This window comes from Clostridium pacaense, from assembly GCF_020709765.2.
Lineage (GTDB): Bacteria > Bacillota > Clostridia > Lachnospirales > Lachnospiraceae > Enterocloster > Enterocloster hominis.
On record NZ_JAJFEB020000005.1, the window covers coordinates 21011 to 46468 of the forward strand.

The 25458-nt window shown below is 48.0% G+C and carries 19 protein-coding genes, 1 tRNA gene and 1 other annotated feature; of the genes, 1 reads left to right on the plus strand and 19 read right to left on the minus strand.

What is annotated here, in order from left to right:
* The 19 genes from LK536_RS40085 to LK536_RS40175 form a co-directional block, all read right to left on the minus strand.
* A complete protein-coding gene (locus LK536_RS40085) occupies positions 1 to 528 on the minus strand; it encodes a hypothetical protein (protein WP_008716725.1) in 528 nt (175 codons plus the stop codon).
* A 14-nt stretch (positions 529 to 542) separates the two neighbouring features.
* Complete coding sequence (locus LK536_RS40090; protein ID WP_025487023.1) at positions 543 to 1697, minus strand: AAA family ATPase; 1155 nt, start codon at positions 1695 to 1697, stop codon at positions 543 to 545.
* A 104-nt stretch (positions 1698 to 1801) separates the two neighbouring features.
* Positions 1802 to 3547 carry a S8 family peptidase gene (locus LK536_RS40095; protein ID WP_227796022.1) on the minus strand — a complete coding sequence of 582 codons (1746 nt, stop codon included), beginning with the start codon at positions 3545 to 3547 and terminating at the stop codon, positions 1802 to 1804.
* Positions 3548 to 3671: 124 nt separating this feature from the next.
* Positions 3672 to 5000, minus strand: coding sequence for a sodium-dependent transporter (locus LK536_RS40100; RefSeq protein WP_025487021.1), 1329 nt, complete (start codon positions 4998 to 5000; stop codon positions 3672 to 3674).
* Between the two features lie 12 nt (positions 5001 to 5012).
* Entirely contained in the window at positions 5013 to 6302 is a 1290-nt protein-coding gene (locus LK536_RS40105; protein WP_331472176.1) for a Na+/H+ antiporter NhaC family protein, read from the minus strand.
* Between the two features lie 31 nt (positions 6303 to 6333).
* Entirely contained in the window at positions 6334 to 7257 is a 924-nt protein-coding gene (locus LK536_RS40110) for a SufB/SufD family protein (RefSeq protein WP_008716735.1), read from the minus strand.
* A gap of 12 nt (positions 7258 to 7269) precedes the next feature.
* Positions 7270 to 8007: an ABC transporter ATP-binding protein gene (locus LK536_RS40115; protein WP_008716737.1), complete on the minus strand. Its 738-nt coding sequence runs from the start codon at positions 8005 to 8007 to the stop codon at positions 7270 to 7272.
* 8 nt (positions 8008 to 8015) lie between these two features.
* On the minus strand, positions 8016 to 8234 hold the full coding sequence (locus tag LK536_RS40120; protein ID WP_025487018.1) for a hypothetical protein: 219 nt from the start codon (positions 8232 to 8234) through the stop codon (positions 8016 to 8018).
* A gap of 37 nt (positions 8235 to 8271) precedes the next feature.
* Positions 8272 to 8355: transfer RNA gene (locus LK536_RS40125), tRNA-Leu, on the minus strand.
* A 55-nt stretch (positions 8356 to 8410) separates the two neighbouring features.
* The gene (locus LK536_RS40130; RefSeq protein WP_227796021.1) at positions 8411 to 12385 is read right to left on the minus strand and encodes a diguanylate cyclase domain-containing protein; all 3975 of its coding nucleotides are present in this window, start codon (positions 12383 to 12385) and stop codon (positions 8411 to 8413) included.
* 858 nt (positions 12386 to 13243) lie between these two features.
* On the minus strand, positions 13244 to 15676 hold the full coding sequence (pheT, locus tag LK536_RS40135; protein WP_227796020.1) for a phenylalanine--tRNA ligase subunit beta: 2433 nt from the start codon (positions 15674 to 15676) through the stop codon (positions 13244 to 13246).
* 41 nt (positions 15677 to 15717) lie between these two features.
* Positions 15718 to 16737 carry a phenylalanine--tRNA ligase subunit alpha gene (gene pheS / locus LK536_RS40140; RefSeq protein ID WP_040379483.1) on the minus strand — a complete coding sequence of 340 codons (1020 nt, stop codon included), beginning with the start codon at positions 16735 to 16737 and terminating at the stop codon, positions 15718 to 15720.
* A gap of 136 nt (positions 16738 to 16873) precedes the next feature.
* Positions 16874 to 17125, minus strand: a binding site (T-box leader).
* Between the two features lie 86 nt (positions 17126 to 17211).
* A complete protein-coding gene (locus LK536_RS40145; protein WP_227796019.1) occupies positions 17212 to 18732 on the minus strand; it encodes a xylulokinase in 1521 nt (506 codons plus the stop codon).
* A complete protein-coding gene (locus tag LK536_RS40150) occupies positions 18729 to 19385 on the minus strand; it encodes a class II aldolase/adducin family protein (RefSeq protein WP_227796018.1) in 657 nt (218 codons plus the stop codon). Before LK536_RS40150 ends, LK536_RS40145 begins: the two co-directional genes overlap by 4 nt.
* Before the next feature lie 82 nt (positions 19386 to 19467).
* Positions 19468 to 20754, minus strand: coding sequence for a TRAP transporter large permease (locus LK536_RS40155; protein ID WP_227796017.1), 1287 nt, complete (start codon positions 20752 to 20754; stop codon positions 19468 to 19470).
* Between the two features lie 2 nt (positions 20755 to 20756).
* On the minus strand, positions 20757 to 21245 hold the full coding sequence (locus LK536_RS40160; protein WP_227796016.1) for a TRAP transporter small permease: 489 nt from the start codon (positions 21243 to 21245) through the stop codon (positions 20757 to 20759).
* A gap of 35 nt (positions 21246 to 21280) precedes the next feature.
* Positions 21281 to 22366 carry a TRAP transporter substrate-binding protein gene (locus LK536_RS40165; protein WP_227796015.1) on the minus strand — a complete coding sequence of 362 codons (1086 nt, stop codon included), beginning with the start codon at positions 22364 to 22366 and terminating at the stop codon, positions 21281 to 21283.
* 80 nt (positions 22367 to 22446) lie between these two features.
* Positions 22447 to 23448: a ribose 5-phosphate isomerase B gene (rpiB, locus tag LK536_RS40170; protein ID WP_227796014.1), complete on the minus strand. Its 1002-nt coding sequence runs from the start codon at positions 23446 to 23448 to the stop codon at positions 22447 to 22449.
* Positions 23449 to 23571: 123 nt separating this feature from the next.
* Positions 23572 to 24345 (minus strand): GntR family transcriptional regulator, encoded by a 774-nt coding sequence (locus LK536_RS40175; protein WP_227796013.1) that lies wholly within the window; start codon positions 24343 to 24345, stop codon positions 23572 to 23574.
* Positions 24346 to 24626: 281 nt separating this feature from the next.
* Between LK536_RS40175 and LK536_RS40180 the strand changes: the two genes are divergently transcribed.
* Complete coding sequence (locus tag LK536_RS40180; protein WP_506092135.1) at positions 24627 to 25448, plus strand: DNA glycosylase; 822 nt, start codon at positions 24627 to 24629, stop codon at positions 25446 to 25448.
* Positions 25449 to 25458 lie beyond the last annotated feature (10 nt).

Genomic DNA, 25458 nt, shown 5'->3' on the forward strand with positions numbered 1-25458 from the left:
CTACTTACCCTCTTCTCTATTAAGCAAATCAGAAATTGTCCACTCCCCGTTTCGCACATTTGATACTCTCCGATATTCATAAATTGCGTGAATCAGTATATCTACGTTAGAGAAGTATGCTTTAACAAAATCATATGATTTAATCTCCTTGCCCTTCATCTTAGCTTTGCAAAATTCACTTGGCTTTATTCCCGATTTTTTAAATTCGGAATACAACCCTTCATTCAAAATGATTAACATTTCAATCTCAGGTGCCGTTATAACGTTAATAACATCAACTTTTTTTGCATAAGCTGGACTGAGCTTAAAATTTTCTCTTCTGGAATCTAAAACTCTATAAACTGTGATTTTTTCTGAAAATCCCTTTTTCAAATATCGTTCTTCAAAATCCTTACCTTTTCTACACCGAAGGATTTCTTCTTCAATCAGGTTTTCTTTTTCAAAAATCAATTTATTGTTCTCTAAAAGCAAATCAAGTATTGCACGTTCTGCCCCACCTTCACAAATACAAGCTATATATTTCCCCAATATGTATTCCTCCTCTAGTTACGATTTATGAGGACTTTTTTCAAGGCAATATAAGCTTCATAGGTTGGAACGGTTCCTTCTAAAAAGTCACTTTGATATGCTTCACTTTTTTTAATATCATTCCTTTTTAATATATTCGATAAGTTCTCTGCCGAAATACCGTTCCGGTTCCTAACAATAAAAATATTATCATTTCGTTCAAATTCATCTAATAGTTCGGAATAATGTGTTGAGAAAATAATGACTGCACCATTTTTATTGACCTTAGAATCCCGGAAAAATCGAATCAATGTGGAAACAATCTCCCTGTTAAAGTGATTTTCCACCTCGTCTACAATAAGATATCCTCCATCTTCAAATGCAAAAAAAGCATTCATAAACACACTGATTCCTTTTATAGTGCCGGAAGAAAGATATTTGTCCAATACCATTGGATTGTTCATTAAGATTTCTTCTTTTCCTTTAAATTTCAACCGAATATCAACATCTTTCTCATCTACAGCACATTTTAAATATTCAATACTAGGGTCGAGGAATAGTAAAAGCTCTTTCGGAAATTTCCCCAGCAAATTCAGCATATTAAAATTTGTCCATTTCGACATGTCACACAGGAACACTTTCGATTTATGCTTTTTATTAAAAGCAATAATTATACTGACATCATCCATCAGATATTCTTCGTCCTGATTTCGTTTCACAGCAGGAATGCCTTGAAAATCAAACATCCCCTTCTTCGTTTTTATTTTTGTCGATTTCTGTGACCACAGGTTTTCACTTTCAATCATATATCTGGTATTCTCATCGATTGGATTTATTGTCTTTTTTATAACAGTTTCCAATTTGTTAAGCAATCCTGAATGATAAAAAAACGTAGTAAAAGTTACAGTTTGCTCGTCATTAATATCCTCTAAAATTTCCTTTGTTTCAATCGTATTGATTGGCTTATTGTTCAATAAATTTATCACAAAAGCTATCACTCTTAAAATTGTAGTTTTTCCCGATGCATTAATGCCAATAAATGATATTGAATTATTAACATAAATATTTGAGAATATCTGATACAATCCATCGTTATTCTCTGACTGCACTCTCTGCTGTGCAAAAAAATCAATTTCTAAATTTTCTTTAAAGTGAGGTAAGCCACCTACTTGTATTTTAATCAGTTTCATAATCCCTCCTAGAATTTATCTACAAGATTTTCGTTTTTATATTGTTATTATATCCTATTTTTTTACTTTTATCAATATTTATTTTTAGATTTTACGTTATTATATTAAATCGGCAGGCTGTCCCGCACACACAGCGCCCCATACCCCAGCTGCGGATTGGGCCAGGTCCCGTATCCCGGCAGGTGCCTGGCTCCCCGGGCCAGATATGCCTTTACCTTCTCCCCGTAAAGGAAAGGGTCGTTTCCATCCACGATGCCCCACTGCATGAGGAGGGCCGCGCTGCCGGACACAAAGGGCGCCGCAAAGGAAGTGCCAGTCACCGCCTCATAACCACCGCCGCTTCTGGCCGTCACGATGTCCACCCCAGGAGCCGCAATGTCCGGCTTCACCTGACGTGTCTGCCGCGTAAAACCGCGCCCTGAAAAATCCGCGTATGATTGGTAGGAATCATCATAGGCGCCCACGGATATCACATTGGCTGCCGTGGAAGGGATGGTAAGGGTGGTCTCCGGCACAGGCATAAGGAACCGGGTGGAGGGATTCAGGATTCCCCTGGAGGGCAGCCACATGTCGTATTGTCCCGTCACGATCCGCTCCGGCGTAAGGCGGAAGGTCCAAATCCCGCTGTCCAGATAGTCCCTTATGGGGATGAAATCAAAATAAACTTCCTGCGCCTTGCTGTAAGGGCTGGGCTTGCCATAATAGATTAGGATCCTGGTCCCGCCGTAATTCAGGGTCTGAGGCCCCAGACGGCTGTCTATGGGACCTATGGTGCCGCCTGAGGGCGTAATCAGACGGATGGCAAACCCGTCCACATAGGATTTCCAAAGCTGGACACCCATGCCGGTCTCAAAAGGAGCAATGGATAACTCCACATCCACATCACTGCCCATCTCCAGCCTGCCGGCCGTATGTCCATTGCCCACGCCTTCATTTCCAGTCCCTGCAACCAGTACGCTCCTTCCATAATTCGATATATCGTTCATGAAGGTCTCCAGAAGGCTGGTGCCGTCATGGGAACCATAGGTGTTGCCAAAACTCAGGTTGACTGCAACAGGACGCCCCAGCTCCTGGGCCTGGCGGATTACAAAGTCCAGTCCCTTCATCAGCTGTGTGGTCCTTGGGAAATTATCAGCCACAGGGGCGCCCAGTTTTACCACCAATAAGTCACTTTCATACGCCACCCCGCGGTAGACACCCTGGCTTCCCCTTCCATTCCCGGCCGCAATGGCTGCCACGGCTGTCCCATGGCCGCTTAAATCCACGGAAGGCACAAGGTCAAGGGCGCCTGCCCGGTCAGATGCGTTCAGCGCCTCATTGATTTCTTCCCGTGTATAAATCCTGTCCCTGTCCTGGTCCATGAGCATGAGGATCCTGGTGGTCCCGTCCTCATTCCTGAAGTCCTGGTTCAGATAGTCGATGCCAGAATCAATGACCGCCACCAGTACACCGCGTCCGGTCAGTCCGCCCGGCAGTCCGCTTATGACCCCGCCCGTCACATTGCCCGCGCCTGAGGGGGATTGGACCACGGAAAGACAGGAGGCCGCCCTTGCCATGTTGCTGGCAAAGAACAGCCTCTTTGGTTTCTCAATATATTCAATCTGGTTCAGCTCACTGACCTGGTCCACAAGATGTTCCGGCACCACAAGGACAGCGTACCCGTTAAGAAGTTCATCCACCTGGATTCCTGACCCTGCAAGGCCCGCAAGGCTGCCTGAATGCCGGACAATCAGTTCCCATGTCCGTTCTTCAGGGTCATAACCCACGTCCAGGTTTTCGGAGCGCTCCCGCTCCTCGTCCGTGGCGCTAAGGGCCAGATTCAGTAGATTTTCCCGTTTTTGGTTCTGCATGGTTGTTCTCCGGCATTCCTTATCATTAGATACTATTGATCAATGCTCTAAATTATTCCAATTATATGGGGATGCCTGGAATGGATTTACAAGCACGCCTAAATGCATTTCCCCATTCCCATGCTTATCCGCGGACCGTCATGTAGATGTTATAGAACCCTGTCAGGGTCACCACCAGGACCATGATCGGTGTCAGGAAACGGATGCAGAGTATCCACAGTTTTTTAAGTTTAAAAGGTATCCCGTCTTTTTCGATTTCATCCACCAAGTTGTTGGGGTCCCATTTCCATCCGATGTAATAACACATGGTCACGCCTCCCATGGGAAGCAGGATATTGTCTGTTATCATTCCCACAAAATCAAATACGCTGTAGTTTAAGATGGTCACATTGCCCAGTGTCCCAAAGGAAAGGGCGCTGGGAATTCCCACAAGGAAACATGCCGTCCCAAGAAGGATGGTCCCGGTCCGCCGGCTCAGACGCATGGTGTCCAGGGCAAAGGAAACCGTTACTTCCAGCAGGGCAATGGCGCTTGTGACTGCCGCAAAGAATACAAGGGTAAAGAACACAAGGGCGAAAACGGGACCGAACCGTATGGCTGAGAACACCTTGGGAAGGGTTCCGAAGATTAACCCTGGTCCCTGTCCCGGTTCCAGGCCAAAGGAGAACACCGCCGGGAAAATAGCGGTTCCCGCCATCAGCGCAATGATGGTGTCAAGTCCGGCCACGCTGAGACAGCTCCTTGGGATATTCTCCTTATCGCTGAGGTAGCTTCCATATGTGATCGTGATGCCCATGCAGAGGCTGAGGGAATAGAACACCTGGCCCAGGGCAGCGCTGACCGCCGTCATGTTAAAGGCTGAACGGTTCGGTATGAATATGAACCTAAGCCCCTCCGCCGCATTGGGAAGGGTCACGCCCCTTACGATGATCACGATCAGCAGCAGGAACAGTAAGGGCATCATGACCTTACTTACCCTCTCAATACCGTTGATTCCGAAACAGCAGATGACCGTGGTCACAAACAGGAACAGGAAATGCCAGAATACCGGTTCCACCGGGGAACTGATAAAGGCGGTAAAGTCCTCAGGCGCCTGATAGGTGGACGCATAGCTGACAATGTATTTTAAGATCCATCCGCCAATGACACTGTAATAGGACAGGATAAGAAATGCTGCCGCCACGCCGAACACACCCACAATACGCGCATTGGAATTGATGTCGCCATAGGCCTGTACCGGGTCATGGCGCGTACGTCTTCCAAGGGACATTTCAATCATCATGACCGGTATGCCCAGTATACAGATAAAAAACAGGTAAACAGCCAGAAAGGAGGCTCCTCCGTTGCGTCCCATCAGATAGGGGAATTTCCACAGATTGCCCAGTCCGATGGCAGCGCCTGCCGTAGCCATGATAAAGCCCAGTTTACTGGCCCACTGATTCTTTGTCTTCATATTTTAGTCTTCCTACTCTCTTGTGCGTTTTTTTATAAATATAAATACCAGACCGCTGACCCCCATCAAAATGGGGTAAAAGCAATATGGGATAATCTCAAAAGGCGTTAGGCCCGTCAGGGTCGCCGCCGCAAGGAGCTGTGCCCCATAGGGAATCAGCCCCTGTCCCATGGAGCTGAACATGTCCAGCAGGGAAGCGCTGCGCCTGGGAGTCACGCCAAAGTCATCGCTGATTTCCTTTGCAATAGGCCCGGACATGACAATGGCCACCGTGTTGTTGGCCGTGCACATATCCACCAAAAGGGCCAGGGCGGCAATTCCCAGCTCCCCTCCCCGTTCCCCGTTAATCCTTTTCCTGATAAAGGACAGGATGAAATCAATGCCCCCGTACTCCTTTACCAGGGCCACAATACAGGCCACGATGATGGAAATCACAGTAATATCATACATCCCCATGATTCCCTCCCCCACATGGGTGAACATGTGCCCCAGGCCGAAGGCTCCCGTGCCCACGCCTGCAATCAGGGACAGCACCGTGCCTGCAATCAGGACGATGAATACATTCACGCCTGCCAGGGCGCCCACCAGTACCACCAGATAGGGAAGGACGCGGAATATGTTGTAGGTCAGTTCATCCTTTAGCTGGAAAGCAGCGTCCCTGCCCAGAACCAGGAACAGCAGGATGGTCATGATGGCTGCCGGAAGCACTATCAGGAAATTCTCCCTGAATTTATCCTTCATCTCACAGCCCTGGGTCTTTACCGCGGCAATGGTCGTGTCGCTTATCATGGACAGGTTATCCCCGAACATGGCGCCGCCCACAACGGCGCCGGCGCATACGGCCATGGAAAACCCGGTCTTCTGGCTGATTCCCACTGCAATGGGCGCCAGCGCCGTAATGGTCCCCACGGAGGTCCCCATGGATATGGATATGAAGCAGCCGATAAGGAACAGTCCCGCCACCGCCACATTGGACGGCAGGATGGACAGGCCCAGGTTCACCGTGCTGTCCACGCCCCCTGCTGCCTTTACAGCCCCTGTAAAAGCGCCTGCGGCCAGAAATATAAGGCACATGGTTATGATGTTCTCATCCCCCACGCCTTCTGCAGCCAGCCTGATCTTATCTGCGAATCCCAGCTGCCGGTTCTGTACAAAGGCAACCAGAAGCGCAATTAAGAAAGCAGCAATCGCCGGCATGCTGTAAAAATCCCCGGTAATGAATCCAGAACCTAAGAATATTAACAGAAACACCAGAATAGGGAGAAGGGCAGACGCCCTTCCCTCTTTTGTATTCCCCATCATATAATCCCCCTGTACATCGTGTCCGCCCCTGTTACTTCAGGAAGCCATTGACAATCTGGGCCTCTGCCTCTTCCTCTGTCAGCCCCAGCGTCATCAGCTTCACGATCTGCTCCCCTGCAATCTTACCGATTGCAGCCTCATGGATCAGGGCGGCATCGATATCATTGGCAATCAGGCCCGGAATGGCGAATATCTTGGCATCGTCCATGATGATGGCATCGCACTCCGTGTGTCCGCTGCACTTTGCATTGCCTACGATTTTAGAATTGAAAGTCTGCTTTGACCGGTCCTTTGCAACGGAACGCGATACCACGTCCGCGCTGGAGTCATCCCCGTTCAGGTTCACGATATAGGTGCTCTCCGCATCCTGGGTCCCATGGGTCAGAAGGCGCTCCCTGACAATCAGCTTGGCGCCTGCGGCCAGCTCCGCCGTGTTGGTCCTGTTGGTGGAATCCACGCCTTTAATCTGGACCATTTCCATCTCCATGTAGCTGTTTTCTTCCATATATACCTCGGTTCCGGGATTCAGGATACGCTTACCCTCCCCATCGCCTTCGCCGTAATGCTTTTCCACGTATTTAACCCTGGCATTCCTGCCCACGAAGAAACGGTGGATGCCGTCGTGTTCAGAATCCTGGTCCCCGCAGTTATGGATGCCGCAGCCAGCCACGATGACCACATCCGCGTCATCCCCGATGAAAAAGTCATTGTATACCATTTCCTTTAAGCCGCTGGCGCTGACCACCACCGGGATATGGACGCTTTCATGTTTTGTCCCCGGTTTGATGCGTATGTCGATTCCTGCCTTGTCCGTCTTGGTGGTTATATCTATGTTGGCCGTTGTGGCACGAGCTGATGTCTTTCCATTGGAACGGATATTATAAGCTCCTTCCGGCACGCCGTGCAGGTCAGCCACTTCTTCTAACATTCTCTCCTGTATTGCGTCTCCCATCATTGGTTCCTCCCCTTACTGTGCTGTCTCGTAAAACTTACTGCATGCATCCACCGCGGAAGCAGTACCCATGATCTGAGGAAGCACCTCATCCTTGGGGCCCTGGTTCACAACGCGGCCGTCTGCAATTACCACGATTTCATCTGCAATATTAAGAATCCTCTCCTGATGTGAAATAATCAGGATGGAGCCGTTGGTGTTCTGGCGCATACGCTCAAATACCTGGATCAGGTTCTGGAAGCTCCACAAATCGATTCCGGCCTCAGGTTCATCGAACACGGAAAGCTTGGATGCCCTGGCAATGACAGACGCAATCTCAATCCTCTTAAGCTCGCCGCCTGAAAGGCTGGCATTGACTTCACGGTTAATATAATCCTTGGCGCAGAGGCCTACCTCGGCCAGATACTGACAGGCTTCCGCCACACTCAGCTTCTTCTTGGCCGCCAGGCGCAAAAGGTCCAGCACCTGCACGCCCTTAAAGCGCACCGGCTGCTGGAATGCAAAACTGATTCCCAGGTTCGCCCTGTCCGTAATGCCCATATCCGTGATATCCTGTCCGTCAAACAGGATACGGCCCCCAGTGGGCCTCTCTATTCCCATAATCAGCTTGGCTGTGGTGGACTTGCCCCCGCCGTTCGGTCCGGTGATGACAACGAACTTCCCATCATCCACTGTAAGGCTGATATCCTTGATGATCCCCTTTTCTCCTTTTTCGTCATTCACATCAAAGGAGAGATTCTCTAATGTAAGCATTCTGTTTCCTACCTCTCTTTATCTCTTCTTTTTATTTCCGGGTACGGCAAAAAGCCTGTCCCCCCTACGGTTTTTAGGCCACAAATTACAGTATAAACTATTTCCCACCAAATTACTATCAAAACTTTACCTCTTATGGCAGAAAATGTCTGTTGCAAATGCAACATTGCTAGTTTTCCCTTAAAACCATATTTATATTTATGTTTCAAGGGAATATTCCCCTGCATGCAAAAAAACAGGAAGCCATCAGCTTCCTGTCCGTACTGCAGAAGAAGGGAGTCGAACCCTCAAGGTATTACTACCACACGGACCTGAACCGTGCGCGTCTGCCAATTCCGCCACTTCTGCGTTACGCTGCTCTCGCAAGCAACGTAGGTAATTATAATAGATGAATCGAAATTTGTCAATGGCTTTTTAATAAAAACTTTTCAAAGAACTCATCCATGGGAATGGGCTTTGAAAAATAGTAGCCCTGCCCGATGGAACAACCCATCTCCGTCACCATGTCCAGCTGTTCCTTTGTCTCAATTCCCTCACACAGGGAAACAAAACCCATTTTGTTGGTCATCTGAATCAGCTGCCTTAAGAATTCCCTTCCCCTTTCCGTATTCCGGCAGGACTGCACAAAACCGCAGTCCAGTTTAATCACATCGCTGGGAATATCCGCCATCATGTTCATGATGGAATACCCTGAACCGAAATCATCAATGGATGTGGTAAACCCGCTGTCCCGCAGTTCCTTCATCACGTGGAAGGTCCGGTCCGTGTCTTTCAGGAATGCGGTTTCTGTCAGCTCAAACTCCAGGAGCCCGTGGTCGATTCTGTACTCCTGCGTCCCCTCCATGATATCGGACAGGATACTGTCCATCCGGATATCCACACTGGAAAGGTTAAGGGAGATACAGACAGGTCGTACGCCTTTGTCCAGCCATTCCCGAAGTTTCCTGCATACCTGCCTGAAAATACTTAAATCCATCTGTGAAATAAAACCGTTCTTCTCAAACAGAGGCAGGAACTCTCCCGGCGCAATGATGGTGCCGTCCTCCCTCTGCCATCTGACCAGGGCCTCGGCTCCGGTCAGACTGTGGTCCTTCAGTGAAAGCTTGGGCTGCAGGTACACCTTAAACTCATGGTGTTTCAGTGCGTATTCCATCCGGTTGATGATTTCATTTTCCCGGAAACTGCTGTCAAATGGACCATCATTAAACACCACCACGGCGGACTGTATGATATAATCCACTGACCGTCTGGCAATATTGGCCCTGTCAATGGCCGCGTCAATCTCCCTGCATTCCCTCTCAATGAAATAAATCCCGGAACGCACCATGAGATTGACATTCGTGAACATCTGGTTCTGTATCCTGCAGAAATCCCCATTCAGGCGCTGGACCATCTCCACGAATTGATTACGGTCCATCCTGCATATGCCAAAGCACAGGAACTGGTCCGCGCTTACCCTTGTGTAACGGTTTTCCTCCCGCCCATTCTGTGTCAGCATGTCTGCAAACATGCGCAGGATATTGTCCCCCTGGGTGTACCCCACTGCCTCGTTAATGAATTTGAATCCCTTGATATCACTGGCAATGATGACATATCCACCTGCCCCGGCGTCCATTATCTTCTGGCACTCATCCTTAAAACAGGCATAACTCATCAGTCCGGTAAGGATATCCCGGTTTTTATAATATTCGGCCTTCTGCCTGGCCTCCATCAGGCGCAGGGATGTCCTGGCATTGGTCCCCACCACCTTGGCCAGCTCAGATATGGCGCTACGCTCTGACTGTGCCCACTCCCTTTCCTCCTCCGTATTCACAAGCACCATCATCCCAACGTACCTTCCATCGATGAAAATGCCCGCAAACAGCATGGTCTTTGCCCTGGCCCGGTCCATGATCCTTCTCATGCCTGTATTGTAGACTTCCAGCTTGTCCCGGTTCAGCACGGCAATCCCATCGCTGTCATACAGATTGTAACTGAGATAAAATTCCTCCTGCCGGAATGAATCCGAAGGGTCAAACAGCATGGCCGTCCTGTCATCCACCCACTGGTAAGCGCTGTGTCCCTCCCCTTCCCTTTCCCCGTTCATGTAAATGGCAATGCGGTTAAGGCGGAACCGGCTGCCGATAAAGCCCATGAGGATATGCAGCGCCTCCTCAAAGGAGGAGGTCTTCTCAAACACCTCCAGGGCAACCGCTGTGCTGGTCTTTCCCTGCAGGCTGCTCTGCTCCTTCAGCTTTTTATCATTCAGTTCCTTCAGCCGTTCATAGGTAAATATATCATCCTCTTTATCAGTGACAGACTCATAGAAGCGGACCCCGCCCTTGCCATCCCTCTTAACCTGGTGCATGGCCTGGTCCGCCTTTACCATGATATCGTAAAAGCCCTTTTCATCCTCCGCAATCATCCGGCCGCCGATGCTGCAGCACACCGTCATTCCTCCGTACTCGCTGCTGTCCAGTATACCGCTTATCTCCCGGACAATGAGCGCCGCTGTCCTTGATGCTTCCTCCATGTCCGTGTCCTTTAACAGCACAAGGAATTCATCCCCGCCGAACCGTCCAATCAGGTCTCCCTCCCTGCAGGTGCGCTTCAGGCAGCTGGCAACATTCATCAGCACAACATTGCCGAACAGTTTACCGCGGGCCTCATTAATCTTATGGAAATCATCCATATCCAGCAACAGTGCCGCTGTCCGCTCCGGCTTTGGCACTGTTTTCAGGTATTCTTCCATCTGCCGCTCAAATGCCCCTACCGTAAGCAGGTTGGTAAGCGCATCATGGTCCTCCGAAGCCTCTTCCTTGCTGCTTCTTAGTTCCGTCACATCATTGAGCACGCTCTGAAGGTGGTCCAGTTTCTGCATCAGTATGTTCTGTACCCTGTCCTTTAACAGGAAGGTCCCCACTATCTGTGCCACATAGGTGAGGACTGATATCTGTTCCCTGGTCCAGCGCCGGTTCTCCCTGCACTCGTCAAAGCCGATAAATCCCACCAGGCGTCCATTATCATAAATCCCGCACTGAAGGATGGCCTTAATGCCCTGGGAGGTCAGCACCTCTTTCTGTACCGGATGGAGTTCCTCCACATCCATGCACAGGAAAATCCCGTTCTTATCAAAATTATCCCTGTATCCCGGCGCATCCTCTTCATAAGACATATCCTGCAGATTGTCAATCTGCGGACTGATTCCCTGGTTGCACCACTCAAAGGTATTACTCATGAACAGCCCGTCCGGGCTGTCCTCAAATATATAGGCACGGCTTACATTAAACTGAAGCCCCACTATCTTAAGGATGGTATTGATGGCCTGCCTCGTATCCTCCGATTCATACAGCACCTTGAAAACATAGTGGATTACCTTATCACCGCCATATACCGGGCCATTATCAGAATCTATGTCAGGCACGCGCCCTGAAAATGCCTCCCACTTCTTAGCGTCCACCGAAGGCAGGGAAGGTTCATAAAACACGCATTTGCCTTTTCCTGTCTGCTTACCGGAATAAAGGGCAATGTCCGCCTTGGTAAAGAGCTGGTCAAACTCCCTTCCATTCTCCGGATACATGGACACGCCGATACAGCATCTCAGTTCAATGGGATTATCACCGGCAGCGGAGATTCCTGACATTCCCTCCATGATGCGGTCTGCATAAGCCATGACCGCTTCACGGCTTCCCATGCCTGCGAGAAATACAAGGAACTCATCCCCGCCGATCCTGGCCACCACATCGCTTTTCCTGGACACGCTGTTTATACATCCGGCGGCCTCGGTCAGCACACTGTCCCCAAAAAGATGACCCTTTGTATCATTCACTTCCTTAAAATTATCCAGATCCACAATCATAAGGGCGGCCGTCATCCTGCTCTTGCCTGCCTCTTCCAGGAATTCCGATATCCGTTCCCTGGAAGCTTCCCGGTTCAGGAGCCCGGTAAGGGAATCCCTTCTGGACTTCTCCCTGTAGGTACGGATCCGGTTCTTATCGTCCGTGTCATCCAGCATCATGGCATAGAACCAGATCTGCCCTTCATCCCCCTTAATGATACGCCCACGGCAATCCACCCAGCAGGTGCTTTTATCCTTCCTGACAATACGGAATTCCGTCTTAAGGACCTCCCTGTGCTCCCTCAGCTGCTGTCTGCACTCTGAAAGCGCATGATGGTAGTCCTTCTCCAGGATCATCCCCTTAAGCGTACCTCCGGTCAGCACATTAAACTCATCCTCATCCCCGCATCTGAAAAGTTCCAGGATACCCTGGTTCACAAGGTCCACCCGTCTTTCCTTATCCGCTGTACAGCGGAAGAAACCGGCCGGCATGGAATCCATCAGAAAATGAGTCCCCCATTCAGCCCGTACCCCTTTTATCATTTGCCCATAATCACCCATATCAAGTGTGCCTCCGCATACGCCGACCTTGTGTCATGATTTGATTATACTGGAGATTCCAAACATTTACAAGTGTTAGAATTTAGGTTTTGGGAGGGCGGTAGGGGGAGGTGCATCCGTCCGTGAGGGGAATGGCAGCGGGGGAGATGGACGCGGCTTTGGGGCTAGTGCTTCTAATGCTCCGGGATCCGGCGCTGGACAAGAGGCTGGCTGCCAAACTCGCGCTTTGTCTTCTCCAACCATGACGATATCGGGCTCAGACAAAAGGCGCCAGCCTCTTAGCACCGGTTCCCGCAGCATAAGAATCACACGCCCCTGCAGAAGCATCCATCTCCCCCGCCGCCATTCCCCTCACCCACTACGTACCTCCTCTTACACATGACAAAATCTAAGTTCGGGAGGAAGATAAGCTTTCCGCTCCCTTTTCTGGCTATTCTTCCTCACCGCTTTTTCCCTTATTTCACATCTTTACCTCTTACTCCCCCGTTGTTTGATTGTTTGGACGCAGTAGCCGGATGGCACAGCAGCCTCTTCATAAACTTAGCTGGAGGCAGGGGCGGGAGGCGGGCGGGGGTGCGGGGCCTTGTGGAGGGGGTATGGTCTGCTTGCTCAAAAAGGCGGTAAAAACAGGGCCGAGTGAGGGCATCAAAGCCCGAACGCAGAGCGCCTACGGAAGAAAAATCATCAAGATTTCTTCTGTAGTTGGCGCGGTGCCCTGTTTTTACCGTCTTTTTGAGTTAGCAGACCATGCGCCCGGAACCAGGCCCCGCAGCCCCGCCCGCCTCCCGCCCCTGGCTCTGGAAACACCAAAAAGCAGAGGCTGCGTACCCCCGCAAACCTCTGCCTCCAAACCTCAAATCAACCTCTAAGTTCAATCCCAAGGCCACTGAGTCCATTCAATATCTTATTCATTACCGCACTGACTTCCTTGTCTTCCAGTGTATGGTCCTTTGCCCGGAAGGTGATGGAGTATGCCACGGATTTATGTCCTGCCAGGACCTGGGCTCCCTCGTAGATGTCGAAGAGCTTATAGCTTTCTAAGAACCTGCCGCCGCGCTGTTCGATGATGTCTTCAATCTGTCCCACCAGGATGTCCTTGGGCACAACCATGCTGATGTCACGGGTTACAGCAGGGAACTTGGCAATTCCGGTGTATTTCCTGTCAAATGTAGTGAAGTCCATGATGGAGGGCATGTCAATAACGGCAACATAAGCCCTGTCGCCAATTTTATAATTGTCTGCCACATCCGGGTGAACTTCGCCGAGGAAGCCTACAACAGTCCCGTCATAGACAATGTCTGCCTTTCTTCCGGGATGAAGATATGGATGCTCCCCATTGGGATTGTAGTGGGGCTTCTTGTGCATGCCGGCTTTATCAAAGAATTCCTCCACAACGCCCTTCATGGTGAAGAAATCCCCATCGCCGTACATACCCAGTGTGAACTGCATGCGCTCATCCGGAAGCTCTGTCAGCGGAAGGGCTATGGGACGGTATACGTTGGCCAGTTCATACAGGCGCACATCCTTGTTGCGTCGGTTGTAGTTGGTTGCAAGGGATGTGAGCATCCCGTTCAGGGAGGTGGTCCGCATCACGCTGAAGTCCTCGCCCAGGGGATTGGAAATGTTCACGGTCGCACGCAGGGGACTGTCTGCCGGAATCAGCATCTTATCAAATACCTTGGGGCTTTCAAAGGAATAGGTCATGCCCTGTGAGAAACCGCAGAATTCAGCAATCTCCCTTGCCAGTTCCTCAATGCGCAGCTTGTAAGACAGCTTTCCGGTGGTTGCCTCGCCGGATGGAAGGGTGGTTGGGATCTTGTCATATCCATAGAACCTTGCAACCTCCTCTGCCACGTCGGCCATTCGTTCCAGGTCCTGCCGCCAGGTAGGTGCAATAACCTCTTTTGTATCAGCGTCATAGCCCAGTTCTATCATCTTGAAGTATTCCAGCATGTCTGCTTCCGGGATATCCGTGCCAAGAAGCCTGTTAATCCTGGCTGAATCAAATGGTATCCTCTTCTCTTCCTTTTTCACGGGATAGATATCGATGATGCCTCCGATTACCTCGCCCGCCCCCAGTTCTTCAATCAGCTGGCATGCGCGGTTTACTGCTTCCTCTGCCGTGTTGGGGTCCAGGCCTTTTTCATACTTGCCTGAGGCATCAGTGCGCAGTCCCACCTTTTTGGCGGATAAACGGATGTTGGTTCCGTTGAAACATGCGGATTCGAATACCATGGTCGTTACGTCGTCTGTAATCTTGGAGTTCTCACCGCCCATGATTCCCGCGATGCCCACTTCCTTTTCCCCGTCATTAATCATGAGGATGGTGGAGTCCAGCTTCCGCTCCTGGCCGTCCAGGGTCTGGAACACATCCCCGTCCTTTGCACATTTTACAATGATTTCATGGCCGGCCAGCTGGTCATAGTTAAATGCATGCATGGGCTGTCCGTACTCTTCCATCACGTAGTTGGTTATGTCCACGATATTGTTGATGGGACGGATTCCGCTGGCAGCCAGACGGCGCTGCATCCACTGGGGGGATGGGGCAAGCTTGATGTTCTTGACCATCCTTGCGCAGTAACGGGGGCACAGCTGGCTGTTTTCAACGCGTACCTTCAGGTAATCATTAATATCCTCATCATTGCCGGTCTTTGCGACGGACGGCGCCGTGAAGGATTTTTTAAAGGTGGCTGCCGCTTCCCTGGCAATGCCGATTACACTGTAGCAGTCCACGCGGTTGGATGTGATTTCATATTCAAATACCACATCCCGCAGTCCCATGACAGCCACCGCGTCTTCTCCCGGTACACTGTCCTTTGGAAGGATGTAGATGCCGCTCTCCGGCGCGTCCGGATACATATCCCGGTCAGCTCCCAGTTCCTCGATGGAACACATCATGCCGCAGGACTCCACGCCCCTTAATTTGCCTTTCTTAATCTTAATGCCGTCCTCAGGAAGGGCGCCGCCGTCATGGCCTCCTGCCACGCGTCCGCCGTCCAGGACCACGGGAACCTTTTCGCCCACCGAAGCTTCCGTTATATTGGGCGCTCCTGTCACAATCTGGACAGGCGCGTCAGCCCCCACATTGACCTGGCACACCACCAGTTTGTCCGCATCCGGGTGGCGCTCAACAGAGAGCACCTCGCCCACTACGATATTTTCCAGGTTCTTATCCAGACAGGAATAGCCTTCCACCTTTGTACCTGTGAGTGTCATGGCATCCGTGTATTCCTGGGCAGTGACATCAAGGTCCGGCACATATGCTTTAATCCATGATAATGCTGTATTCATATTGGTTCTCCTTCTATATTCACTAATCAATCATGTATGCATCAGAACTGTTTCAGGAAACGGATATCGTTCTCATACAACAGGCGCATGTCATCAATCTCATACTTAAGCAGTGCAATACGCTCAAGGCCAACGCCAAACGCAAATCCGGAGTACTCATCCGGGTCAATGTTGCACATCTCCAGCACATGAGGATGGACCATGCCGCAGCCCAGGATTTCAATCCAGCCGGAGCCTTTGCAGAACCGGCAGCCCTTGCCGCCGCATTTGAAGCAGGTCACGTCCACCTCTGCGCTGGGTTCTGTGAATGGGAAATGATGGGGACGGAACTTAACCTTTGTCTCTGGTCCGAACAGTTCTTTTGCAAATTCTGCCAGTGTGCCCTTTAAGTCGGCAAATGTAATGTTCTTGTCAATTACAAGCCCCTCAATCTGATGGAAGGAAGGTGAATGGGTGGCATCTACCTCATCGGAACGGAATACACGTCCCGGTGCAATCATACGGATGGGAAGCTTTCCCTTTTCCATGGTACGCACCTGCACGGGGGATGTCTGGCTTCTTAAAAGGATGGTGTCGTTGATGTAGAAGGTATCCTGCTCATCCCTGGCCGGATGGCCCTTCGGGATATTCAGCTTCTCGAAGTTATAGCGGTCGTATTCCACCTCGGGTCCTTCCACCACCTCATAGCCCATGCCCACGAAGATGCGCTCCACCTCTTCCAGGGCGATTGTATTAGGGTGGCTGTGGCCCACATTATTCTTCCTGGCCGGAAGGGTGACATCAATCACTTCCTTCTTAAGCTGCTCTTCCCTGGCCTTTCTTGCCAGTACATTCTTTGTCTCCTCCAGCCTGGCTTCGATAATGGCCCTGGCGTCATTGACCATCTGCCCCACCTTGGGGCGCTCCTCAGGGGAAACATCCTTCATGCTCTTTAAAAGGCTTGTGAGTTCTCCTTTTTTGCCCAGATAGGACACACGGATATCATTCAGCTTTTCCAGCGCATCGGAAGCTTCGATTTTCTTTAAGGCTTCTTCTTTGATTTTCTCTAACTGCTCTTTCATGGCTTCTCCTTTTCTGATTCTTTGTCGGGCGGAACATGCCGGCTTTTTGCCGGTACATTATAAAAGTGTATACAATCGCCCGCATGCTGTACCGCATCTTATTGCAAACATCAAAAAAAGCCCCGCCCCTTCCATACGAAGGGACGAGACTCTAAAGCTCGCGGTACCACCCTGATTCCTGCAAAGGCCATAAGACCTGTCAATGCAGACACTCAATGCACGTAACGTGTGCTTAACGTCATGGACTACAGGAATTGTTACATCCTTTCATTCATGCAGCTCCGGTGGGAATTTCAACATGCCATCTGAACCTGGGCAGACTTTCAGCCGGTGGCCTCCCCTCTCTGATGGAAAATGACTGTCTACTGTACACTTTCAATGCTTTTAGCAGATTTTAATCTTAAGGTACATTCTAGCTGGATAATTTGAAAATGTCAAGAGGGATTCAAATTATTTGTGGAGTTCTCCCACGTTCTAATTCCAATATAACCTTTTTGTATTTTCATAAATATCTTTATATTTTTTAAACTGCTCTTCATAGACCCGGCGGTTTGAACTGTCAGGCCATATGATATTTCCCTGTCCTGATAAGACTCTTCCAAACTCTCTTGTGATTCCGTTTTCATGTATGCTCAGTCCGGCTATAATCATATCCCCCAATGTCTCCGTCTCATTATTCTTAAGCTGTATGATGGGATGTTGTAATACATCCGCTATTATCCGGCACCAGACTACACTGTTGGCAATTCCGCCACCCAGAGGAATAGGATTTTTAATACGTGAATCCACCCCCAAGGTTTCCATGCAGTCTTTTAGTGAAAATGCAACCCCCTCCATAACTGCCCGGACAAAACATCCGTAATCACTCTCAAGCCCAATGCCGAAAAACAGGCCGCGGGTCCGGGAATCCCATATGGGAGCCTTCTCTCCTGATAGATAGGGAAGATATATGATTCCTCCTGCTCCCGGCTTGGTATCCTCTGCCAGTTCATTGAAATAATCATAGATATTCTTTCCCTGTAACTTCGCCTTTTCCTCCACAACCCCGCCAAATACATCCCTGAACCATCTCAGAGAAATACCAGCATTATCCGTTGACAGAATAACCGTATATAGTCCATCAAACGGACTGGCACAGTTCAGCGCGCGTTTATCACGGATAGGCTTGTCGCTGATATAGCACAGTCTCCCGCAGCTCCCCAAAGTAATAGCCACATCCCCGGCGGTTATTGCTCCTGAACCAGTTGTGGCTACCACCGTATCAAGGCACCCCGCAGTTACAGGCGTCCCTTCCTTAAGCCCGGTAATGACCGCTGCTCCTTTTGTAATACACCCCACAATGTCTGTTGATGCGTAAATGTCAGGGAGAAGCCTTTCGGGTATCTGGGATTTTTTAACAATTACATCTGACCATTGTCCGGTATTTATGTCCGCAAGCAGAGTAAGGCTTGCTCTGGGACGGTTGATGGAAAATACACCCGTAAGTTTATGTATTATGTATCCACTGGGTACCAGGAACTTATGCGCTTTATGCATCAGTTCTGGATGATTGTCTATCATCCATCTGAGATTCGAAAGTGCAAATGTGCCCCCGGCAAGACGGTTGGCTGTTATGGAAAAAATCAATTCCTCCCCTACATTTTCTTTCAGCCACCCTACCTGTCTTTCAGCGCGTAAATCGTGATGTCCGATTGCATTATAAAGCGGTTCCCCTTCTTCATCCACTATCGTCACTGCGTTGGTACAGCTTACACTCACTGCTACAATCCGTCCTGCATCTATCTTCTGTTCATCGAAGCATTGCCTGAGATTTTTGATAACGGCATTCCACCAACACATGGGGTCCTGCTCTGTCCATCCTTCATGCGGATGTATCATGGGGTATTCCTGGTATGCATGTCCCACCATACATCCTCCTGTATCATATACAGTACATTTAGCCCCCGTAGTCCCTATGTCTATCCCCAATAAATATCTGTCATGATCTTCGTTCATTGGAAATCCATCCCCTTTATTTCTCTTCTTTGTCCCCTGCCATATCGGGATATCTGTTCATTAGTAAGAGCCTTGCCTCGATTTCCTAAAATAAAATTTATCTCAGCATTTTCTTCTATCTCCTCAACAATATTAAGGGCCTCTTCTAAGTCATTGCCCACACAGAGAACACCATGATTTTCCAGCAGAACAGAATTGCGCCAGGAGATAATCCTACTTACTGCCTCTGCCAATTCCGGCGTTCCTGACGGAATATAAGGGACAACAGGCAATTCTCCCACACGCGTGGCATAACCCGCCGTATAAACAGGCATCGCACACAGGAAATTCAATTCTTTAAGGCAGGAAAGAGCAACCGCATGGGGACTATGTACGTGAATCACAGCCCCCACTCCCTGATAGCGGTAGCATGCAAGATGCATCTGCCACTCTTTTGACGGCTTGGCATCAACACACGCCCGGTAACTCCCATCTTCCCTCATCCTCACAACATCTTTCGTAGCGACCATCTGAAGGCTCTTTCCTGAGGGCGTTATAAACACCTCATCCCCAATACGGATACTTACATTCCCTCCCGAACTACTGACCAGCCCCCTTTTATGGATTAAATGACAATATTCCACCATTTCAAAAACACATTTTTCCACATCCATTTATTTCCACCCTCCATAGCACAACAGACAGGGGAATACCTTGAATCTATTTCCCTGTCTGAAAGCTGTAACATACTTTTTCTCACAAAACCAATCGCGGAAGAAACAATACAAGGTCAGGTATGTAGGTTACCATTAACAGTACAATCACTAATGGTATATAAAACGGCATGACCTCTTTAATCATCTTGTCCAGCGTGATATTGGCAACTCTCGCCGTTGTGAATAAGCACATGCCAATTGGCGGAGTAAGGAGTCCAATCATGAGATTGAGTACCATTATTACCCCCAAGTGAACGGAATCGATACCCACAGCCTGACACATAGGGACCAAAATCGGTGTTAATATCATAATTGCAGCATTACATTCCATAAAGCAGCCTATAATCAACAAAAAGAGGTTAATCAGGAATAATATCACCACCGGATTTTGACTAAAAGTAAATACTTTATTCATAAGATAAGTGGGTATCTGACTCTTAATCAGCAAGTAACCATAGAGCGAGGATGCCCCAACAATCACTAAAATCATGGAACTCTCTTTCACTGTGTCCGCACATATCTTCATAAATCCGCGTAAGTCGAGGCTTCTATAGAAAATCGATGTCAGCACAAGGGCGTAGATAGCAGCCACCACAGCGGCTTCCGTCGGAGTGAAAATCCCAGATAGCATACCTCCAATCAGTATGACCGGCGTTAGAAGCGGCCAGAATGCTTCTTTAAAAGAAGCCCAGGTGCGTCCTATATCCACCTTATTATTTCTTGGATAATTTCTCCTGTGTGCAATAAACATAACCAGGATTGTCATTGATATCCCCATCAATATGCCCGGTATGATTCCTGCAACCAACAACGACGCGATTGACGTGCCTCCCATAACGCCAAACATAATCAGAGGAACGCTGGGTGGTATCACAGGACCCACCGTGGATGACGCCGCTGTAACAGCTGCTGAAAATGGTGTGTCAAATCCAGCATCCTCCATAGCTTTGATTTCTATGGTTCCAAGCCCTGCCGCATCAGCAACTGCCGAACCGCTCATCCCTGCAAAGATAATACTGGCAAATATGTTCGCTATTCCCAATCCGCCCGGAATCCAGCCCACCAGTTCATTCGCAAACTTGAAAATCTTCGTGGTAATCCCACCCGTATTCATAAGTTTTCCGGCCAGCAGGAAAAATGGAATTGCCAACAATGTGAAATTATTGGTTCCCTGTACAAACCGCTGGGTAATTATCTCATAAGGAATGGAGGATAGCCCTTTATCCATAATAATGATTATGACCGATGTGATTCCAATTGCATAAGGTACGGAAAATCCTAAAATGAACAGCAGGATTAACACCCCCAGAAATACCATAACCTCCATTATCAGTCGCCTAATCCTTTCTCTGGTTTGTAATGAACAAAATCCTTAATCTGTTTTATCAGTATGAACATAACCATGGGTGCCGCCAGAACGACCGGTACATAAAAAACCGAACTGCTGATGAAGGGAACTGATGCCAGCGTATACAAAGACATTTTTTTAATTAATATGATACCGCCGATGAAAAGCATCCCAAATAAAGCAATAGCAAGCATATTGGATAGTATCAAAATCCCCCGGCATATTTTTATAGGTAGTTTATCAATAAAATACGTTGTCCTGATATTGATATTATCCCTTTCAACCATAACAATCCCAAGGAATATGACTCCCATGTACAGCAACCTGGCGATTTCCTCCGTCCACGGCACCGATATCTTCAAAACATATCTGAAAATAACCTGTAAAAACACAATAACAACCATTATAAAAAAGCAGGCCAACGAGACTAATTCGTATAGTTTTACGATGATGCTTTCTATTTTTTTCATCCCATTTCTCCTATCAATGCCAGAATATCCAGTCACTATTCCATATATTTCTGTACTTCCTCCCATACTTCCGGCTGCCAGGTCTGAGCAACTTTTTCAATAGCAGGCATAACTGCATCTATGTACGCCTGTTTATCCACATCAATAATTGTCATACCATTCTCCTGTAGTTTTTCCGCCATCTCTGACTCATAGTTAGCCGCTTTCTCATCACCCCACTTGCACGCCGCATCCCCTTCTTCAATAATGATATTTCTCATATCCTCTGGTAATTCCAAAAGCCAACTCTCAGCGATTCCAAAATGGAACAGCCCATACAGATGCTCTGTTTTCATGGCATATTTCTGCACTTCATAATATTTTCCTGTATATACAAGTTCCAATGTACTTTCAAAGCTGTCACAAACACCAGTTTGAAGCGCACTGTACACCTCGCTAAAGGCAATCGGAGTAGGTAGTGCCCCCACAGTGCTCCAGATTGATACCCATGAATCAATCTCTGGCAAACGAAGCTTTACTCCTTTTACATCAGCGGGCGTAGGCATCTCTTTATTCCCCAGCAGGTAACGCGCGCCGCGCCTTCCGATTCCTACCACCCGGATGTTCCCTTTATCAATACATGCCTGCTTGATTTTATCGCCAATCGGACCATTCCAGGTCGAAAATACATCGTCCACATTTTTATAGATAAACGGAATTACCGTTGGATCCAAATCAGGAGCAAGCTGAGAAGTCATCACGTCACCAAAAATACTGCCCTGGATTTCTCCTACCATCATCTGTTCCAAATTCTCTTTTTCAGCCCCCAACTGAGCTCCAGGGAAAATATTGACTACTACTTTTCCGTTTGTCCTCTCCTCTACCTTTTCTTTAAAACGCTCAATCGCCTGGTCCTCTATCGTCCCTGGTGCCGTATGCAGGGCAATTATCATCTCATATTCCGGTTTACTTTCTTCTGCTTTTGCAGGTGCCTGGGCTGCTGTTTCCAGCGGTGCCTGGGCCGCGGTCCCGGTCTCTGCTTTAACCTCCGGCGAGTTCGTTGTCTCTACTGTTTTCTGTCCACATGCTGATAATGACAGTGACATTAATCCCATAAGTATTACCCATTTAATCTGTTTCATGTTACCCTCCTCAATATTTGTTTGTTGTCAGCCACCTTTTCCCCAAATTAACTTGTCCAGCGCACCTCCCTCTTGCAGGTTTATACATTACTTACAGGTTTCCAATCAGATTCTGCCAGATTTCTATCCTCAATCTCCTTAAGGTATGAAAGATTTCCCTCCAGTTCCTCCATAAATCCGGTATCTAACCATGTGTTAACGATATCTTCTATTTCAAACTGGCCTACAATTTTACCGCCAATACAAAGTACATTCGCATCTAAATGCTCTCTGGCATATCGGGCGCTGGATTTATCCGTACAGAGTGCTGCCCTGATACCTTTAAATTTATTCACGGCAATGGACATACCAATCCCTGTCCCACAAATCAGGATTCCTCCTGTGTGGGAGGACTGCTTTACTTTACCCGCAATGCGGGCTGCATAATACGGATACCGCACTATCTCCGTGGAACCGGTACCCATATCAACCACCGGTATATGCCTCTCAGCCAACAGACGGCTTATGAATTCCTTTGTCCCAAACCCTGCATGGTCATTGGCTATATATACTTTCTCCAAAGGCCATCTGCCGCTTAGCCGGAACCAGTCTTCTGTTTCCTTATGTACATCCTTTTCCTGATTAAACTGCATCTCCTCCCCTGCCCGTATCAGATTCACTGATATGGCATGGCGCCCGCCTTCAAACTCATTTGTTATCCAGGTTTTAACTATCTCCAAGCTGTTCTTCAGTCCTATCGAACCATATCCGATACATAAAACATTGGAAGCATTATGGCACCTGGTATATCTGGCTGTCGTCACACTGGTACATCTGGATGCACGTACCCCTTTAAACTTATTGGCAGTGATTGATGCGTCAAGTCCGCAGTCATCTATGATGATTCCCCCGTCCGCCTTATCTTCAGCAATCATACCAGCAACTGCCGCTGCAACCGCAATTCCACTATCCCTCCCAATATCGGGATATGCGTTATAATCCAGCGTAATACAGCTTATATTCTGCTGCTGCAACTGGCGTATGACTAATGCCTCATATTCCCTACCTGCATCCACTGCCCCAACTACAATTCTGTGAAACATGCAGATTCCCCCTCTCTGCAGTAAAATCCTGCTTTTTTCTTCTATCCTCATATTACCATCATTCATTTTGTAAGTCAATATTTTTACTTTAAGATTTTTAGGTAAATTTTTTTGCAAAAAAAATTAGGTTAGGTTTTTTAAAAACCTTTCCGCATTTTCTATCATTTGCTGAAACCTTTTTTTCGATGGCTCATCCACTGTATAATCACCGCAGGCACGGATAAGGTGATTCGATACAACCTGACAAAATGTCTTTGCCTCCCCACTCCGTATAGCTTCCACGATAGCGGAATGTTCCTGGCAGTTCGTATGTATGATATCCAGGCTTAACGGAAGACGGTTGTTATTCATGTAAGTAAAATAACTTTGACGGTTTGTATCCAGCTGGCAGTACAGCTCATATACCTTCTGGTTACTGCACTCCTTCATATAACGCTGATGAAAGCCAGTCTCACAGTTTACCCATGTTTCATAGGATATATCTTCATTATTCTTCACAAGATCTTCCATGGTGTTTTTGTACTCTTCCAAATCAGCTAAAAGCCTGCCGTCCTTTTTGGCATGTTCCAATATCTCGGCTGAATGATATAACTCAAACATTAAACGGGTCTCGAAGTTGTCAATAAACTCAATGGTAGAGTATTCCCGTACTACCATGCTTCTTCTTGGAAGAGCTACCACATATCCTTCAGAAACCAGCCTATTCAGCGCATCCTTTATAGGGGTATGGCTCACACCCAATTCTTCAGACAGTTCTCTTACCACAAGGCGTTTCCCCGGTAGATATTTGCCATTATAAATATTAGAACGTATCTTGTCTGCTACCATATCTACTAAAGATATGTTCACAAATTCCTCAAGATTCACCTTTTTATCACGCTCTGATATTCTTTCCATTCTTATGTACCTCTGCCTTTCACATTCTCACTTACTTTGTAATTTATCTTATCATATTACTTCCTATCTTGCAAGAATTCGAGTTAAACTCCCCCCATAGAACAAAAACACAGATTTCTTCCCATTTATTTTTATTTGACAAAAAGGTGCATACGGTATAAATTATCCTTGAAACCTTATCCATGATTCATTTCTACAGAAAGGTACAATAAATGACAGTATCCCACACAATACCCTGTTTTAACCTAAAACAGATAGCGGAGTCCGGCCAATGCTTCCGCATGAATCCCCTTCCTCCAGAAATCCTCCCCAAAGGAGCGGACTACGGTTACCGCATTATCAGCCATGGACGTATCCTGTATGTCTGGCAGAAAAAAATGGAGGTTTTCTTTGACTGTGACGAAATGGATACTGCATTCTGGCTCCACTATTTTGACATTGATACGGATTATCAGGCTATAATCAATTCCATTTCCCCAAAAGATTCCTACCTTACGGCAGCCTCACAGGCAGGCAGTGGAATACGTATACTGTGCCAGGATCCCTGGGAAATGATCATAACCTTTGTCATATCCCAACAAAAGACCATCCCAAAAATCAAAGAACTGGTAGAGGCCCTCTGCTCTGCATATGGACAGCCTCTTCCCCACGACGGGGCACTTTCGGCATTTCCTTCCCCTCAGGAACTCTCCAGAGCTTCTTTAGAAGATCTGCAGTCCCTTAAATTGGGATACCGCGCCAAATACATACATAAACTATGCCAGGATGCCGTGTCAGGAACACTCGACTTAGACAAACTCTCCAACATGAATTACGAAGAATCAATGGAGTATCTGACAGGCTTCTACGGAATCGGCAAAAAGGTCGCCAACTGTGTCTGTCTGTTTGGACTACACCACATCAGTGCATTCCCCGTAGACACCTGGATTGAGAAAATACTCATAGCCCAATACTATGATAAACAAAAATACCGCCACATCCCCAAAGCCTCCCTATATGACAAAATCATAAAGGACTCATTTGGTCAGTACGGCGGATGTGCCGGTATCATGCAACAATATATTTTCTACTATGAACGCCTTCAAAACAGCAAGGTTTCATAAAGAAAACCAG

Excerpts from the sequence above, each read along its gene's own strand:
- LK536_RS40090 (WP_025487023.1), bottom strand. The coding sequence starts at position 1,697 with ATGAAACTGATTAAAATACAAGTAGGTGGCTTACCTCACTTTAAAGAA.
- LK536_RS40095 (WP_227796022.1), bottom strand. The coding sequence starts at position 3,547 with ATGCAGAACCAAAAACGGGAAAATCTACTGAATCTGGCCCTTAGCGCC.
- LK536_RS40100 (WP_025487021.1), bottom strand. The coding sequence starts at position 5,000 with ATGAAGACAAAGAATCAGTGGGCCAGTAAACTGGGCTTTATCATGGCT.
- LK536_RS40105 (WP_331472176.1), bottom strand. The coding sequence starts at position 6,302 with ATGATGGGGAATACAAAAGAGGGAAGGGCGTCTGCCCTTCTCCCTATT.
- LK536_RS40110 (WP_008716735.1), bottom strand. The coding sequence starts at position 7,257 with ATGATGGGAGACGCAATACAGGAGAGAATGTTAGAAGAAGTGGCTGAC.
- LK536_RS40115 (WP_008716737.1), bottom strand. The coding sequence starts at position 8,007 with ATGCTTACATTAGAGAATCTCTCCTTTGATGTGAATGACGAAAAAGGA.
- LK536_RS40120 (WP_025487018.1), bottom strand. The coding sequence starts at position 8,234 with ATGCAGGGGAATATTCCCTTGAAACATAAATATAAATATGGTTTTAAG.
- LK536_RS40130 (WP_227796021.1), bottom strand. The coding sequence starts at position 12,385 with ATGGGTGATTATGGGCAAATGATAAAAGGGGTACGGGCTGAATGGGGG.
- pheT (WP_227796020.1), bottom strand. The coding sequence starts at position 15,676 with ATGAATACAGCATTATCATGGATTAAAGCATATGTGCCGGACCTTGAT.
- pheS (WP_040379483.1), bottom strand. The coding sequence starts at position 16,737 with ATGAAAGAGCAGTTAGAGAAAATCAAAGAAGAAGCCTTAAAGAAAATC.
- LK536_RS40145 (WP_227796019.1), bottom strand. The coding sequence starts at position 18,732 with ATGAACGAAGATCATGACAGATATTTATTGGGGATAGACATAGGGACT.
- LK536_RS40150 (WP_227796018.1), bottom strand. The coding sequence starts at position 19,385 with ATGGATGTGGAAAAATGTGTTTTTGAAATGGTGGAATATTGTCATTTA.
- LK536_RS40155 (WP_227796017.1), bottom strand. The coding sequence starts at position 20,754 with ATGGAGGTTATGGTATTTCTGGGGGTGTTAATCCTGCTGTTCATTTTA.
- LK536_RS40160 (WP_227796016.1), bottom strand. The coding sequence starts at position 21,245 with ATGAAAAAAATAGAAAGCATCATCGTAAAACTATACGAATTAGTCTCG.
- LK536_RS40165 (WP_227796015.1), bottom strand. The coding sequence starts at position 22,366 with ATGAAACAGATTAAATGGGTAATACTTATGGGATTAATGTCACTGTCA.
- rpiB (WP_227796014.1), bottom strand. The coding sequence starts at position 23,448 with ATGTTTCACAGAATTGTAGTTGGGGCAGTGGATGCAGGTAGGGAATAT.
- LK536_RS40175 (WP_227796013.1), bottom strand. The coding sequence starts at position 24,345 with ATGGAAAGAATATCAGAGCGTGATAAAAAGGTGAATCTTGAGGAATTT.
- LK536_RS40180 (WP_506092135.1), top strand. The coding sequence starts at position 24,627 with ATGAATCCCCTTCCTCCAGAAATCCTCCCCAAAGGAGCGGACTACGGT.